The 15,902-nt window shown below is 70.3% G+C and carries 12 protein-coding genes and 1 other RNA gene; 8 read left to right on the top strand and 5 right to left on the bottom strand.

Annotated features, from left to right (window positions below; all coding sequences use genetic code 11):
• Nucleotides 1-25: 25 nt before the first annotated feature.
• From VEC04_RS01870 to VEC04_RS01855, 4 genes are all read left to right on the top strand, one after another.
• Nucleotides 26-1,471 carry an MFS transporter gene (locus VEC04_RS01870; protein WP_324773405.1) on the top strand — a complete coding sequence of 482 codons (1,446 nt, stop codon included), beginning with the start codon at nucleotides 26-28 and terminating at the stop codon, nucleotides 1,469-1,471.
• Nucleotides 1,468-2,403 (top strand): alpha/beta hydrolase, encoded by a 936-nt coding sequence (locus VEC04_RS01865; protein WP_324773272.1) that lies wholly within the window; start codon nucleotides 1,468-1,470, stop codon nucleotides 2,401-2,403. Before VEC04_RS01870 ends, VEC04_RS01865 begins: the two co-directional genes overlap by 4 nt.
• 11 nt (nucleotides 2,404-2,414) lie before the next feature.
• Entirely contained in the window at nucleotides 2,415-4,859 is a 2,445-nt protein-coding gene (locus VEC04_RS01860) for a glucan 1,4-alpha-glucosidase (RefSeq protein WP_324773270.1), read from the top strand.
• Nucleotides 4,860-5,035: 176 nt separating this feature from the next.
• Nucleotides 5,036-6,055 (top strand): NAD-dependent epimerase/dehydratase family protein, encoded by a 1,020-nt coding sequence (locus VEC04_RS01855; RefSeq protein ID WP_324773268.1) that lies wholly within the window; start codon nucleotides 5,036-5,038, stop codon nucleotides 6,053-6,055.
• A 59-nt stretch (nucleotides 6,056-6,114) separates the two neighbouring features.
• Here VEC04_RS01855 and VEC04_RS01850 read toward each other — a convergent pair whose 3' ends face one another.
• Entirely contained in the window at nucleotides 6,115-8,925 is a 2,811-nt protein-coding gene (locus VEC04_RS01850; protein ID WP_324773267.1) for a pitrilysin family protein, read from the bottom strand.
• 175 nt (nucleotides 8,926-9,100) lie between these two features.
• Nucleotides 9,101-9,853: a cytochrome c family protein gene (locus tag VEC04_RS01845; protein WP_324773265.1), complete on the bottom strand. Its 753-nt coding sequence runs from the start codon at nucleotides 9,851-9,853 to the stop codon at nucleotides 9,101-9,103.
• Between the two features lie 160 nt (nucleotides 9,854-10,013).
• Between VEC04_RS01845 and VEC04_RS01840 the strand changes: the two genes are divergently transcribed.
• Nucleotides 10,014-10,754: a 3-deoxy-manno-octulosonate cytidylyltransferase gene (locus tag VEC04_RS01840; RefSeq protein ID WP_324773263.1), complete on the top strand. Its 741-nt coding sequence runs from the start codon at nucleotides 10,014-10,016 to the stop codon at nucleotides 10,752-10,754.
• Nucleotides 10,755-10,816: 62 nt separating this feature from the next.
• Here the strand turns inward: VEC04_RS01840 and nudC are convergent, their stop codons facing one another.
• Nucleotides 10,817-11,746: an NAD(+) diphosphatase gene (gene nudC / locus VEC04_RS01835; RefSeq protein WP_324773261.1), complete on the bottom strand. Its 930-nt coding sequence runs from the start codon at nucleotides 11,744-11,746 to the stop codon at nucleotides 10,817-10,819.
• A 54-nt stretch (nucleotides 11,747-11,800) separates the two neighbouring features.
• Here nudC and ffs point away from each other — a divergent pair.
• The 3 genes from ffs to VEC04_RS01820 all read left to right on the top strand — a co-directional run bounded on the left by ffs (nucleotide 11,801) and on the right by VEC04_RS01820 (nucleotide 14,450).
• Nucleotides 11,801-11,896, top strand: an RNA gene (ffs, locus tag VEC04_RS01830) — signal recognition particle sRNA small type.
• A gap of 194 nt (nucleotides 11,897-12,090) precedes the next feature.
• Nucleotides 12,091-14,007, top strand: a complete 1,917-nt coding sequence (locus VEC04_RS01825) for a DNA polymerase III subunit gamma/tau (RefSeq protein WP_324773259.1) — start codon at nucleotides 12,091-12,093, stop codon at nucleotides 14,005-14,007.
• A gap of 41 nt (nucleotides 14,008-14,048) precedes the next feature.
• Nucleotides 14,049-14,450, top strand: a complete 402-nt coding sequence (locus VEC04_RS01820) for a cupin domain-containing protein (protein ID WP_324773256.1) — start codon at nucleotides 14,049-14,051, stop codon at nucleotides 14,448-14,450.
• Here the strand turns inward: VEC04_RS01820 and VEC04_RS01815 are convergent.
• On the bottom strand, nucleotides 14,447-15,007 hold the full coding sequence (locus tag VEC04_RS01815; RefSeq protein WP_324773254.1) for a GNAT family N-acetyltransferase: 561 nt from the start codon (nucleotides 15,005-15,007) through the stop codon (nucleotides 14,447-14,449). The genes VEC04_RS01820 and VEC04_RS01815 overlap by 4 nt on opposite strands.
• A gap of 128 nt (nucleotides 15,008-15,135) precedes the next feature.
• On the bottom strand, nucleotides 15,136-15,750 hold the full coding sequence (locus tag VEC04_RS01810; protein WP_324773252.1) for a malonic semialdehyde reductase: 615 nt from the start codon (nucleotides 15,748-15,750) through the stop codon (nucleotides 15,136-15,138).
• Nucleotides 15,751-15,902: the final 152 nt, after the last annotated feature.

Here is a 15,902-nt window from a genome sequence, read left to right as displayed (position 1 = left end):
CCTCAGCGGCTGGGCGATCTGGAACATGTGCGTCGGCTTCTTCGGCATCCAGATCGGCTTCGGCTTGCAGAACGCCAACACCAGCCGCATCTTCCAGACCCTCGGCGCCGAGGTCGACAGCCTCGCCATCCTGTGGATCGCCGCCCCCCTGACCGGGCTGCTGGTCCAGCCCATCGTCGGCCATTTCAGCGACCGGACCTGGGGCCCGCTGGGCCGCCGCCGGCCCTATTTCCTCATCGGCGCCATCCTGACGACGTTGGCCCTTGTGGTCATGCCGCACTCGCCGTGGCTGTGGGTGGCGGCGTCGATGCTCTGGATCATGGACGCCTCGATCAACATCACCATGGAGCCGTTCCGCGCTTTCGTCGGCGACAACCTGCCGGAGGAACAGCGCACCACCGGCTATGCGATGCAGAGCTTCTTCATCGGCGCCGGCGCGGTGTTCGCCTCTTGCCTGCCGTGGGTTCTGACCGAGTGGTTCAGCGTCGCCTCGACCGCGCCCGAGGGCGTGGTGCCGATGGCGGTGCGTATCTCCTTCTACGTCGGGGCCGCCGCCCTGCTGGCCGCCGTCCTCTGGACCGTCTTCACCACCCGCGAATACAGCCCCGAACAGATCGAGGCCTTCGAGGCCTCTCGGGACGCAACGCAGGCGCCCGCCGCCGCCCGCTCGCAGAACGCCTGGTACACAGGGGGCCTGCTCTGGGCCCTCGCCGGTTCGCTCGGCGTGGCCGCGGTCAACCTCTTGGACCTGCAGAAAGAGCTCTACGTCCTCGCCGGCTTCGTGCTCGCCTTCGGTCTGATGCAGATGGCGGTCGGCGCGCTCGCGGCGGCGAACCGCTCCAACGCCCTGACCGAGATCGTGGGCGACATCTTCGCCATGCCGAAGACCATGCAGGGCCTCGCCGTGGTCCAGTTCTTCAGCTGGTTCGCGCTCTTCGCCATGTGGATCTATCTGACCCCGGCGGTCACCGCCGTCCACTACGCCTCGTCCGACCCGACCTCGGCCGGCTACGGCGAGGGGGCCAACTGGGTCGGCGTGCTGATGGGGATCTACAACGGCGTCGCGGCGCTGGCCGCCTTCCTGATCCCGGTGATCGCCTACCGCACCGGCCTGCGCGGGGCCCATGCCCTCAACCTCACCCTCGGCGCCGCCGGCTTCCTCGGCGTCTTCCTGATCCGCGATCCGGCCCTGCTCTGGCTGCCGATGATCGGCGTCGGCTTCGCCTGGGCGTCGATCGTCTCGATGCCCTACGCCATCCTCGCCAACGCCGTGCCGGGCCGGAAGATGGGCGTCTACATGGGCGTCTTCAACATCTTCATCGTGGTGCCCCAGCTGGTCGCCGCCACCATTCTCGGCGCCGTGCTCAACGGCGTCTTCGGCGGCCAGCCGATCTGGGCCCTCGTCCTCGGCGCCGCCAGCTTCCTGATCGCCGCCGGCGCCAGCCTGCTGGTGCCGAAGGAGGGCGCGTGACCCCCGACCGGCGCGCTGTCCTGACCGCGCTGGCGGTCCTGCCGCTGGCCCGCGCGGCCCGCGCCGAGGCCCCGACGCAGGGCCGCCTCGTCGAGCACCCGGACATGGCCTCGGCCCACGTCCGGCTCCGCGACGTCACCGTCTGGCTGCCGCCCGGCTACGACACCTCCGACGCGTCGTATCCGGTCCTCTACATGCACGACGGCCAGAACCTGTTCGACGCCTCCCGGGCCCCCTACGGCGCCGAATGGGGCGTCGACGAACACGTCGTCCGCCTGAACGCGACCGGCCAGATCCGCGCCCCGATCGTCGTCGGGATCGGCAACACACCCTTGCGGCTGCGCGAGTACATCCCGGCGAACCTGATCCGCGCCCTGCCCGACGACATGCGCGCCGACATCCAGGCCATCTACGGCGGCGAGCCCCTGTCGGACGGCTATGTCCGCTTCCTCGTCGAGGAGCTGAAGCCGTTTATCGACGCCGCGTATCGCACCCGTCCCGGCCGCGACGACACGGCAGTCATGGGAAGCAGCATGGGCGGGCTGATCTCCATGTACGCGCTGATGAAGCATCCTGACGTCTTCGGCGGCGCCGGCTGCGTCTCGACCCACTGGCCGATCCGGATCGACGCGCTGACCGACCCGGAGGCGCTGGCCGCCTGGCGCGAGCGGCTGACCGCCGCCTGGACCGGCGTCGTCCGCACCGACCTGCCGCCGCCCGGAAACCACCGTGTCTATTTCGACCGCGGCGACGAGACGCTCGACGCCTTCTACGGCGAGTTCCAGACGCGGGTGGACGACACCATCCGCGCCGCCGGCTGGGGGCCCGACCGCTTCCGCTCGCTGGTCTTCCCCGGCGCCGAGCACAACGAGAAGAGCTGGAACGCCCGCCTCGACGTGCCCCTCACCTTCCTGCTTCCGCCTTCAGCCTGACGAGCCCTCCCATGCGCCTGATCTCCAGCCTCCTCGCCGGCGCCGCCGTGATCGCCCTCGGCGGCTGCTCCACCCTCCAGGGACTGATGCCCTCCACGGATGCTCCGGCGGGGTCCGACCCTGCCTCCGAAGGGGTCTCTGTCGCCCCCGGCGCGCCGGGGGCTGCGCCGACCTGGGTCAACGCCGCCAAGACCGGCGCCGGCGCGTCCTACGAGGCCTATGTCGACGGCCGGTACCGCGACGGCGGCCCGACCGGCGAGGTCTCCCGCGTCTGGTTCTCCATCGCCGACGGCGTCCTCACCGAGACCATGTACGGCCTCATCCACGAGGCCCAGATCAAGCAGCTGCGCTTCGCCGTGGTTACCGGGGACGGGCTCTCGGTCGAGGGAACCGACACAACCCACCGGACGGAATACCTGCACGCGGACGCGCAGGGTCGCCCGCTGTCTCCGGCCTATCGCGTGATCACCACCGACAAGGCCGGGCGCTACGAGATCGAGAAGCGAATCTATACCGACCCGGACCGTCAGGCGCTGGTGGTGCGCACCACCATCCGGGCGTTACGCGGCGACGTCGCCCCCTACCTGCTGCTCGAGCCGCACATGGCCAACACGGGAGTCGGAGACAGCGGCGAGGCGATCGCGGGCCCGAACCATGCGGGCCTTCAGGGCCTGTTCGCCGCCGAGGGCGACGTGCACCTTGCCCTGATCGCCGACACGCCATTCGAAGCCGCCAGCGTCGGCTTCGGGGGCGCCTCCGACGGGCTGACCGACCTCGCCGATGGCCGGCTCAACCAGCTCTACCGCACCACCGGCGACCAGACGGGCAACCTGATGCTGACGGGCGCCCTGCCGACGATCCGCCGGGGCGAGAGCCTGTCCCGGGATTTCGTCATCGGCTTCGGTCCGAGCCGCAAGGCCGCCGCCGACGCCGCGATGGGCAGTCACACGACGGGCCTCGACGAAGTCCTCCGCCGCTTCAACGGCGAGGGCGAGCACGTCGGCTGGGAGGACTATATCGCCTCCCTCGACCAGCTCCCCCGCCTCGCCGAACAGTCCACCGACGGCGGCAAGCTGGCGTACGCCTCGGCCCTGATGCTCAAGGTGCAGGAGGACCGCACCCACGCCGGCGCCCTGATCGCCTCGCTCAGCAACCCGTGGGGCGACACCGTCGACGCCACCAACCCCTCGACCGGCTACAAGGCCGTCTGGCCGCGCGACTTCTACCAGGTCGCCATGGCCCTGCTGGCGCTCGGCGACGAGGAAACGCCGCTGGCCGCCTTCCGCTACCTGCCGCAGGTGCAGGTTGACGCCGACACCCCCGGCAACACTGGCGCCACTGGCTGGTTCCTCCAGAAGACCTGGGTCGACGGCACGATCGAATGGGTCGGCGTCCAGCTCGACCAGACCGCCATGCCGATCATGCTCGGCTGGAAGCTGTGGAAGGCCGGCCTCGTCTCCGATGCCGAGATGCGGACCACGTACGGCCAGATGATCAAGCCGGCCGCCGACTTCCTCGTCGACGGCGGCAAAGTCGGCCTGCTGTGGAACGACCGCCAGATCATCCCGCCATGGACCCAGCAGGAACGGTGGGAGGAGCAGGAGGGCTATTCCCCCTCGACCACCGCCGCCGTCATCACCGGCCTGACCGTCGCCGCCGACATCGCCCGCGCCTCGGGCGACCCTGCGTCCGCCGCCCGCTACCAGGCCGCCGCCGACGACTATGCGTCGAAGGTCGAGGCCCGCATGTTCACCACCAACGGCGAGTGGGGCGACGGCGACTATTTCGTCCGCATCACCCGCAACGAGGACCCCAACGACAAGGCTCCGATCGGCGAGAACAACGGCCAGCCGGCCCACGCCGAGGACAAGATCGTCGACGGCGGCTTCCTCGAACTGGTCCGCTACGGCGTGCGCGCCCCGGACGCCGCCTCGATCCTCGCCAGCCTGCCCGAATATGACGACCAGACCCGCGAGGACCGCTTCCGCGTCCGCTACGACATCAACGGCGTCCCGGCCTTCCGCCGCTACGGCAACGACGGCTACGGCGAACAGACCGACACCGGCGGCAACTACGGCGTCGGCGGCGAGATGCACCCCAGCCAGCGCGGCCGCCTGTGGCCCTTCTTCACCGGCGAGCGTGGGCACTACGAACTCGCGGCGGCGCTGCATAATCCGTCCGCCGCCCGGGACGGGACCGAGGCCCGGCTGAATGGCGTCCGCCAGACTTACGTGCGCGGCATGGAGTCCTTCGCCAACGGCGGCCTGCTGCTGCCCGAACAGGCCTGGGACGGCGTCGGCCACCCCACCGCCCACAACTACCGGCCCGGCGAAGGCACCAACTCCGCCACCCCCCTCGCCTGGACCCACGCCGAATACATCAAACTGCTCCGCTCCCTGGCCGACCGCGCGGTGTGGGACCGCTACGCCCCGGTCGAGGAGAGATACGCCCGATGATCACTCCATAACCGCCATCTCCCTCGGGCATGACCCCGAGGGGCAGACGCAGGTGCACGCTCAGTGTTTGTGACGGCACGCCTGCAGGGCCGCCTTGCCTCTGATCCTTGGGTCAAGCCCGCGGATGACGACCGTGGGAGTGGCGGTCGGACCTAACTGGCGCTAACGATCCCCGGATGAGCAAGGGCCCCGTCCTCGTCACCGGTTCGGCCGGCTTTATCGGCTTCCACACCGCCCGGCGGTTGCTGGCGCGCGGCGAGACGGTGATCGGCGTCGACAACCTCAACGCCTATTACGATCCGGCCCTGAAACACGCCCGGCTGGAGCGGCTGCAGGCCGAGCCCGGCTACGTCCACCACACCCTCGACCTCGCCGATCGCGCGGGCATGACGGCCCTGTTCGGCGAGCACTCGCCACGCCGCATCGTCCACCTCGGGGCCCAGGCCGGGGTGCGCTACAGCCTCGAACACCCGGAGAGCTACGTCGATTCCAACGTCGTCGGCTTCCTGACCATCCTCGAGGGCGCCCGCGCGGTGGGCGCCGAGCATCTGGTCTTCGCCTCGACCAGTTCCGCCTTCGGGGCCAACGGCGCCCTGCCCTTCTCGGTGCGTCAGGGCGCAGCCCACCCGATGACCGTCTACGCCGCCACCAAGATCGCCAACGAGGCGATGGCCCACTCCTACTCCCACCTGTTCGGCTTTCCCTCGACGGGGCTGCGCTTCTTCACCGTCTACGGGCCGTGGGGCCGCCCGGACATGGCGCTGTTCAAATTCACCAAGGCCATCCTCGAGGGCCGCCCGATCGACGTGTACGGCCACGGCGAGATGGAGCGCGACTTCACCTATGTCGACGACGTCGTCGACGGCGTGGTCGAGGCGCTCGACCGCCCCGCCGTCGTCGATCCCGACTGGGACGCGACCAGGCCGAACCCCTCGACCAGCGGCGTCGCGCCGTGGCGCATCCTTAACCTCGGGGCCGGCCGCCGCGAGCAGCTGATGCGCTACATCGCCGTGCTCGAGGAGGCGCTGGGCCAGAAGGCCGAACTGAACCTGATGCCGGTCCAGGACGGCGACGTCGCCCGCACCGAAGCCGATGTCACCGAGACCCGCGCCGCCCTCGGCTACGCTCCCTCGACACCGATTGAGGTCGGGGTGAAGCGGTTCGTCGACTGGTACCGCGACTTCTACGGCGTCTAGGCGAACGAAAGGGCGGAGCCGTCGCCTGGCCCCGCCCCGTCGATGCTGTTCAGTGCGGCCTAGGGGACGGGGTTGCCGTCCACATCGACCACCTGCACCTCGCCGATGTTCAGCGCCCGGATCTTCGGCTCGATCGAGGCCCGGTCGCCGACGACGACCCAGGTGGTCGGCCCCGGCCCCACGACCTCGCGCGCCGCCTCGGTCGCCTGCTCGGCGGTCATGGCGGAAACCCTGTGGGCGTAGGTGTCGTAGTAGTTTTCCGGCACCCCCCAGACGACCATGTTCTGGAGCTCGCCGGCGATGGCGGCGTTGGTCTCCCAATTGCCGGCCATGCCCTGCACCATGTTGGCGCGGGCCGCCGCGATCTCCTCCTCGGTCAGCGGGCGCGAACCCACTACCTCGGTCAGCTCGCGGCGCAGTTCGGCCAGGCTCTCGGCCGTCTTGTCCGACTGGACCCCGGCGCTGACGGAATAGATCCGCTCGCCGCGGCCGTAGGGCACGCCGCCGCCGGCGCCGTAGGACCAGCCCTTGTCCTCGCGCAGGTTCATGTTGATGCGGCTGGTGAAGGCGCCGCCGAGGGCCGTGTTCATGGTGTCGATGGCCGGCTCGCGAGCCGGATCGAAGGCGTCCACGACCCGTCCGCCGAGGATGGTCGACTGCGGTCCGGCCCTATCGACGATCAGGATGCGCGGCGGTCCGGCCGGCTCCGGCGCGTCGGCCGGTCCCGGCTTGGCGGGCATCGGCTCGGCCGGCGCCTGCCAGCGCGAGAAGGCCCGCTCCAGCTTCGGCGTCAGCTCGGCCAGGCTGACATCGCCGACCACCACCAGGGTGGCGTTGTCCGGCCGGAACCAGGTGCGGTGCCAGGCGTCGGCGTCGGCGGGCGTGATCGAGGCCACCGTCGCCTCGGTGCCCGATATCGGGCGGCCGTAGGGGCTGTCCGGCCCGTAGAGGTCGCGATTGAGCACGTTTCGGGCGATGGCCCCCGGGCTGCGCCGGGCCTGCTGGATGCCGGCGATCTGTTGCGCCTGCACCCGCTGGAAATCATCCTGGCGGAAGGCGGGGTTCAGGATCACGTCGGCGTAGAGATCCAGCGACGGGTCCAGCCGTGCGGTCAGGGCGGTCATCGACACATTGGTCGAATTGGTCCCCGAGCCGGCGCCGAGGGTGGCGCCCAGCAGCTGCAGCCGGTCGCTGATCTCCAGCGCGGTCAGCTCGTCCGTACCGTTGGTCATCACCTGCGGCGCCAACTGCCCGATGCCGGCCTTGTCGTTCGGATCGACCACGGCGCCCGCGTCGAGGATCAGGTTCATGCTGACCGTCGGCACGCTTTCGCGCCGCACCAGCATCACCTTCAGGCCGTTCGACAGCTGCGCGCTCTCGACGTTGGGGAACACCGCCTGCGGCGCGGGGCCCGCCGGCGGCAGGCCGGCGCTGCGATCAACGCCCGTGGCGGCGACCCGGTAGTCGGGGAAGGGCAGGACCTCGAGGCTGTAACTGCCATCGGTCAGCCAGCGCCGGCCGGCGTCGGTCAGGTTGCGCGGCGTGGCGTCCACGACGCGCTGATAGCTCTGACGCCAGGCGCCCGGGTCGCCGAGGAAGACCTCGGACTGGGCCAGACGGTCGGACTTGCCGCCGAAGCCGCCGATCCGCTCCAGGCCGCGGATGTAGCCGGCGGCCGTCTGGGTACGCACCCGCTCAAGCTCCTCGGCCGTCGGTCCGTCCCGCAGCAGGCGCGCCATCTCCTCGTCGACGATCTCCTCGATGCGGGTCAGGTCGCCCCCGGCCTTGGCCGTGGCCACGACCATGAACTGGCCGGCGATCTCGCGGCCGCCGGCGTTGGCTTGCACCGCCGTCGCCAGCTGCTCGTCGATCACCAGCCGCTTGTAGAGGCGCGACGAGCGGCCCGAGGACAGCACGTCGGCCAGCATGCCGAGGTAGTCCGTGTCCGCCTCGCCGGTCGGGGTGATGTTCCACACCTTGTAGAGGCGCGGCTGGCCGACGCGGTCGTACATGATCTCGCGCTGGGCTCCGACCATCGGCACGACCATGCGCCGCGGCTGAGTCACCGGCGGGCCCGAGGGGATGTCGCCGAAGTAGCGCTGGACCTTCTCACGCGCCACTTCCGGGGTGATGTCGCCGGCCAGCACGATCACCGCGTTGGCAGCGCCGTAATAGTCGCGGAACCACTGCTGCACCGTCGGCAGGTCGGCCGCGTTCAGGTCCTCCATCGAGCCGATGACCGTGTGGCCATAGGGATGCTCGTCCGGCCAGGTCGCGGCGGTGATGGCGTTGAAGACGCGGCCGTAGGGCTGGTTCTCGCCCTGGCGCTTCTCGTTCTGGACCACGCCGCGCTGCTCATCGAGGCGCGCCTGGTCAATGGCGCCGAGCAGGTGTCCCATCCGGTCGCTCTCCAGCCACAGGATGGAGTCCAGCGCCGTCGTCGGGACGTTCTGGAAATAGTTGGTGCGGTCGCTGTTGGTGGTGCCGTTCTGGTCGGTGGCGCCGAGCAGCTCCGTGCCCTTGAAGAAGTCGGTGTTGTAGTTCTCGGACCCGTTGAACATCAGGTGCTCGAACAGGTGGGCGAAGCCGGAGCGGCCCTCGGGCTCGTTCTTGGAGCCGACGTGGTACCAGATGTTCACCGCCACGATCGGGGCCTTGTGGTCCTCGTGGACGATCACGGTCAGACCGTTGTCGAGCGTGAATTTCGTGAACGGGATGTCGACGTCGGGCAGCGGGGCCAGCTGTTCGCGCGACTGCACTGCGGCCGCGGCGGGCGCGGCGGCGACCTCGACGGTCTGGGCTTGGGCGGCGGTGGTCAGAAGGACGGCCGAGGCCACACCGCCGAGCAGGGCGAAACGGTTGTTGCGCATGGGAAAACCCCCTGAAGGACACGGCGCATGGGTGCGCCTGCCGACAGTGGTAACCACCGATCGGCGGCTGGCAAGACTGCTCATGCAACGAGACCGTTCAGCCGGTCGGCCATGCACGAAAAACGGGCGCCCGCGAAGCACGGACGCCCGTTCGAAAAACAGCGGGGATGAATCCCTAGCGCTCTGTGTTGTTCGACTGGTTGCTGTCGGTCGGCGGCGGCGCGACGGGGCTGGTCTGCATGTCGGGACGGGCCGCCGGACCGGTGTCCGGAGCGCCGCCGGTCTGGCCGCCGGACTGGGCGGCCGCCTCTCCGGCGCCGGGCGCCGGCGTCTCGGCCGCGCCCCCGACCGGAGCGGCCGCGCCCGGCTGGCGGGCCGGGTCGGGCGCCGGGACGGCCACGCCGCCCGAGCCCTGCGAGCGCAGCCAGGCGATCAGATTGACGCGGGTCTGGGTGTCCCGGATGCCGGCGAAGGACATCTTGGTGCCCGGCACGTGGCGGCCCGGGGCGGTCAGGAACTGGTCCAGCTCGTCATAGGTCCAGGTCGGCGCCTCGGCCTTGTGGGCGACCAGGGCCTCGGAATAGGCGAAGCCCGGGTGTCCGGCGACCGGGCGGCCCAGCACGCCGTACAGATTCGGACCGGTGCCGTTGGCCCCGCCGGCGTTGACCGTGTGGCAGGCGACACAGCGCGCGAAGGCGGCCTCGCCGGCGGCCAGGTCGGCGGTCGGCAGCACCGTGCCCCAGTCGGGCGGCAGTACGGCCTCGGCCGCCCCACCGGCGGCTTCTTCCGGCGCATCGACGAAATAGCCCATCTTTTCAGGGGCCTCGGTGTGGTAGATCGCGCCCGTGACCTGCTGCACGCCGACGATGACGAAGGCGGTCGCCAGCACGGCGCCCAGAATCTTGTTCGCGTTCAGATCGCCGCTCATGCGCGTCGTCGCATCCCGTTCTTGAGGCCCGGGCCGCGAGTGCGGGCGGGCGAATTCTTGCGTGGGCGTCTCTTACACGCTAGCGCGGCCTTCGCAACCGGCCCCGGACGTCCTGACGGAGTCTTGCCAGCGTCGGGGCGTCGCAGGCATGGAAGCAACGATGAACCCCCTCGTTCTGATCCCGGCGCGCATGGCCGCGACCCGCCTGCCCGGCAAGCCGCTGGCCGACATCGGCGGCCAGCCGATGATCGTGCGCGCCTGGCGTCAGGCGACCACTTCCGGCCTGCCCGTCGCCGTCGCCGCCGGGGACCCCGAGATCGTCGCCGCCATCGAGGCCGCCGGCGGCGTCGCCGTCCTCACCGACCCCGACCTGCCGTCCGGTTCCGACCGCATCCGCGCCGCGCTCGACGCCCTCGACCCGGACGGTCGCCACGACGCCGTGATCAACCTGCAGGGCGACATGCCCTTCGCCGATCCCGGCCTGGCGGTGACCTGCGCCGGCCTGCTCGACGCCGAGCCGGCCTGCGACATCGCCACTCTCGTCGCGCCGGAGGCTGACGCGTCCGACCGGGCCAATCCTGACGTGGTCAAGGCCGTGCTCGCCCTGCCCGAAGGCGCCCGCCACGGTCGCGCCCTCTATTTCACCCGCTCGACCCTGTACGGCGACGCCTCCGTCTGGCGCCACGTCGGCCTCTATGGCTACCGCCGCGCGGCCCTCGAACGCTTCTGCGCCGCCCCGCCCTCGCCGCTTGAGCGCCGCGAGAAGCTGGAGCAGCTCCGCGCCCTCGAAATGGGCCTGCAGATCTGGGCCGCGATCATCGACGAAGCGCCCCTGTCGGTGGACAGCCCGGCGGACCTCGCCGAAGCGAGGCAGCAGGCAGCAGGCAGCAGGCAGCAGTAGGTTCGTGGCGCGGATCGACCCGGCCACCGGCATTCCTTTGCCTGCTGCCTGCTGCCTGCTGCCTAGACGTCAAACCCGTCCACCCACGCCTGAAGCAGCGTTCGCGCGATGGCGATGCCCGGCGGCGCCTTGATGGTCGGATGCTCGCCCGCCAGGCACGCCCGCGCCTCGTCCCGGGTCAGCCACGCCACCGCCTCCAGCTCGGTCTGGTCCGGCGCCGCATTCTCGGAGTCGACCTCGCAGATCAGGCCGATCATCAGCTGCGACGGAAACGGCCACGGTTGGCTGGAGTGGTAGCGCACCGCCGTCACCGTCAGCCCCGCCTCCTCCTCGATCTCGCGCGCGCAGGCCTCCTCGATGGTCTCGCCGGGCTCCAGGAAGCCGGCCAGAGCCGACATCCGGCCTTCGGGCCAGCTCGCCTGCCGCCCCAGCAGACAGCGCGGTTCGTCGCCGCCGCGATACACCGCCAGCATGATGGTCACCGGATCGACCCGTGGGAAATGCTCGGTCGCGCAGGCCGGGCAGACTCGTTTCCAGCCCCCGCACGCGTTCTCGCTCTGCACCCCGCAGGCGGCGCAGAAGCCATGCCGCCGCCGCCAGTCGAACAGCGACCTCGCCGTCCCCGCCATGGCGGCGTCCGGCCCCGGCAGCAGCGCCGCCGCCTCGCGCATCTCATGGAACACGCCGACGCCCCGCAGCGGCCCCGCCGTCGGATCGATCGCCCCCTCGACCTCCACCGCGAACACCGGCGCGCCCTTCCACAGCCCGAGGAACAGCTCCCTGTCCGGCGCCACCGCCCGGGCCTGCCCCATCGGCAACCACGCCAGCCTGGGCTCGTCGCCCGCTTCCAGCAGCGGCCGCCCCTCCCACAACACCAGCGCCAGAGCCTCCGGGTCGGCCCCCCGCTCCGCCAGCCACTCGGGGTCGTTCCTCAGGTCCCCCGCCCGGTCGAGCGGATTGCCGGCGAAGGTGTTCAGGGCGGGGAGAGGCATGACGCTCTCTAGCAAGGCGCCGCTTGCATCGGCGAGCCGGAATCGTCATATCCGCCTTGGAGATCGCGGGCGAAGGCTTCGCCAACCTGGTCAGGGCCGGAAGGCAGCAGCCACAACGAATCCCCCTTCGGGTCGCGGTCTCCACCTTCCCTTCTCTTGGTGCGCTAACGCTCGGCTCGCGGAGCCTCGCTGCTTGAGCGCGTGCTTTCCTCCCCACGCAGTGGGGAGGGGGACCGCAAAGCGGTGGAGGGGCGAAGAGGCCGCACAGGTTCCGGCGACGCCACCCACAGCTCCCTTCCCCTCACCCCCTTCGCCGCCGCGCCCCCCCGCGCTAAGACGGTTCCATGAGCGACGCCGAACCGAGTCTCGAAGGGCCTCCGTGGGAGGAGGACGCGCCTGAAGTCGAGGAGCGCGATCCCAACACCGACGACATGTTCGGCGCGCCCGAGCCCGCCGGCATGCGCGAGGCCGAAGCCGCCTCCGCGCCGCTGGCTGCGGCCCCCGACCCTATGGCCGATCCGAAGCCCGCCCAGCCGGCCCCGAAACCTGCGAAGGCGGCCGCACCCGCCGACGACGGCCCCGCAGCCCACGCCGACGACGGCGCCGCCTATACCGTCCTCGCCCGCAAATACCGGCCGCGCACCTTCGAGGACCTGATCGGCCAGGAGGCCATGGTCCGCACCCTGACCAACGCTTTCGCCACCGGCCGCATCGCCCACGCCTTCATGCTCACCGGCGTCCGCGGGGTCGGCAAGACCACCACCGCTCGCCTGCTGGCCCGCGCCCTGAACAACGAAACCGACAGCATCGACCGGCCCTCGCTGGAACTGACCGGCCACGGCCGGCACGACGCCGCCATCATGGCCGGCCAGCACATGGATGTGGTCGAGATGGACGCCGCCTCCCACACCGGCATCGACGGTATCCGCGACATCATCGAGAGCGTCCGCTACGCCCCGGTCGAGGCGCGCTACAAGGTCTACGTCCTCGACGAAGTCCACATGCTGTCGAACCAGGCCTTCAACGCCCTGCTGAAGACGCTGGAAGAGCCGCCGCCGCACGCCAAATTCATCTTCGCCACCACCGAGATCCGCAAGGTGCCGGTGACCATCCTGTCCCGGTGCCAGCGTTTCGACCTGCGCCGCGTCGAGCCCGAGGTCCTCGTCGAACACCTCGCCCGCATCGCCGACCGCGAGGGGATGAAGATCGAACAGGACGCCCTGGCCCTGATCGCCCGCGCCGCCGAGGGCTCGGTCCGCGACGGCCTGTCCCTGCTCGACCAGGCGCTGGTGCAGGGCGAGAAGGGCGAGACGGTCCAGACTGCCGTGGTCCGCGACATGCTCGGCCTCGCTGACCGCAGCCAGACCATCGCCCTGTTCGAGGCCATCATGGCCGGCCGCACCCCCGAGGCGCTGGAGCTGTTCCGCACCCTCTACGGCTACGGCGCCGATCCGGTGCAGGTGACCAACGACCTGCTCGAACATTGCCACGCCGCCTCCGTGGCCAAGATGCTCGGCCCGCAGGCCACCCGTCTGCCCAACGACCAGGCCCAGAAGCTGACGGCACTGGGCGCGGTCATCTCCGCCGGCACCCTGGCCCGGGTCTGGCAGATGCTGCTCAAGGCGCTGGACGAGGTCCGCCGCGCGCCCAGCCCCGCCGACGCGGTGGAAATGGCCATCGTCCGCCTTGCCTACGCCGCCGACCTGCCCGGCCCCGAAGAGGCGCTCAAGGCCCTGCGCGACGGCGAACCCATGCCCGGCGGCGCCGCCCCCCGCGGCCCGTCCGGCGGCGGTGGAGGCGGCGGCGCCTCGGCGCAGCTCGCCGCCCGACCCGTGCAGGCGCCCGCCCTGCCCGATCCACAGTCGTTCGAACAGGTCGTCGCCCTCATCGGCGAAAAGCGCGAGGTCGGCCTGCAAATGGACGTGCAGCGCTACGTCCGTCCCGTCGCCTTCAAGCCCGGCGCCATCACCTACGAAAGCATCGAGGGCGCGCCCATCGATCTCGCGCGCCGGCTGTCCTCGCGCCTGAAGGAATGGACCGGCCGCACCTGGCTGATCGCCGCCAACGGCCAGGGCGGCGGCGAGACCATGATCGAGGTCGACCGCCGTAAACGCGCCGAGGAGCGCGCGCAGATCGAGGCCGATCCGTTCGTGGTGGCGGTCATGGACGCCTTCCCGGGGGCGAGGATCGGCGAGATCAAGACGCTCGCGGCGCCCGTCGAACTCCCGGTGATCCCGGACGAGCCGGGCGACGAGGACTAGGCCGGCCGCTCGTCGAAGACCGCTGACAGGGGAAACACGGCATGGCGCGCAGAGACTTCGACCCGGCGACTGTCCACGCCAATGGCCGCCCCGCGACCAAGGCCCGGCTCTTTGACCCCGCCAACGGCGGCCCCTGGCGGGGCTCACTTCCCGGCCTGACGCTGGGCGGACAGAACACCGTCCTGGCCTATGGCACGGACACGATCGGCGCCGGCCCGCGGCTCCACGTCCATCCCTATGATGAGACCTTCATCGTCATCGAGGGCCGCGCCCGCTTCTACGTGGGCGAGACGACGCTGGACGCCGCCCAGGGCGATGTCGTGTTCGGACCCGCGGGCGTTCCGCACCGGTTCGAGAACCTCGGCCCCGGCCGCCTCCAGACGATCGACATCCATCATTCTCCCGAGTGGATCCAGACGGACCTCGACGAGGGCCAGGGCTAGCGCGCCGGCCGCAGCATCGGGACGAGCGTCGGCGACAAACCGACCTGGATCGCGCCGAGCCGTTCGAAGCCGTGGCGTTCGTAGAACGGAATGTTGCGCGGGTTCGAGGATTCCAGATAGGCCGGAGCATGATCGCGGTCACAGCGGGCGAGCGCGTAGGTCATCAGGACCTCGCCGAGGCCTTCACCCTGATGCGCCGGATCGGCTCCGATCAGGGGCAGGTACCAGTGCGGTTCGGTGGGGTGGTAGGCGGCCATCTGCTCGAACAGCGCGTCGGTTTCCGGGCGAAGGGACTTCTCGACCGTGCTGTCGATCACCGCGCCGAGCCCTTCCTCGTCGGAATTCACCCCTGGCGGCAGCCACAGCGCCACACCGGCGTAGCCATCGGTGCAATAGGCGCTTCCGCTGGAGTACGCCTTGCTTGCGAATGCCCGGACCATTCGCGGCATGGCCGCAAGGTACTGATGAGCCTGCGGCCAGGTCCATCGCGCCATGGGATCGGCCGCGAACGCAAGCACGATCGTTTGCGCCGCCGCATCTTCATCAGCCGAGGTCATGACGCCTATTGTCGGTGATCTCACGCTGGCCTCCAGCGGTGCAGGTGTTCGACGAGGATCGCCACTCTCACACGCCGCAGTCCCGGATGGAATGGCGGCCGCCGTGAGCGTCAGCGGCGGCCGCCCGTCTACAGAAGCCGCGCCGCTTCCTCGAACGCCAGCCGCGGCGACCGCGGGAACAGGTTCTCGTCCGTGCCGTAGCCGAGGTTGACGATGAAGTTCGGTTCCACGGTCGTGCCGGCGAAGAACTCTGCCTTCACGCCCGCCGGATCGAACCCGGACATTGGCCCGACATCCAGCCCGAGCGCCCGCGCCGCGAGCAGGAAATAGCCGCCCTGCAGCGAGCCGTTGCGGAACGCCGTCTCTCGCCGTCCGGCCTCGTCGGCGAACCAGTCCTTCGCCGCCGGCGCGTGCGGGAACAGCACCGGCAGGGTCTCGTGGAACTCGACATCATGGCCGATGATCACATTGACCGGCGCCTGCAGCGTCTTCTCCCGATTGGCGTCAGCCATATGCGGAGCCAGCCGCGCCTTCGCCTTGGGGGAGGTCACGAACACGAACCGCGCCGGCGTGGCGTTCACCGCCGTCGGGCCGAACTTGGTGAGATCGTACAGTTTGCGCAGCAGGTCCTCGGGCACCGGCCGGTCGGACCAGGCGTTGCGCGTGCGTGCTTCGGTGAACAGCTGGGCCAGCGCGCTGTCGGACAGCGGATGGTCGCGGACGGGGGTGGCGTCGAATGCCATGGAAAGTCCTCCTAATTAGTATTAGCAACGGTGGCAGATGCTAATTGGGGAAGCTTCGGGACCTTGCCAAGGGGATCAAGCACAAAAACTGTTGCGGATAGAACGGCGCTTGCGCGGCTCCCTTGCGGGGCCGGGGCGGCGAGGCCTATCTA

It is taken from the genome of Brevundimonas sp. (genome assembly GCF_035626535.1).
Lineage (GTDB): Bacteria > Pseudomonadota > Alphaproteobacteria > Caulobacterales > Caulobacteraceae > Brevundimonas.
The sequence above is the reverse complement of the archived record's forward strand: the minus strand, read 5'-3'. Positions and strand labels throughout refer to the sequence as shown.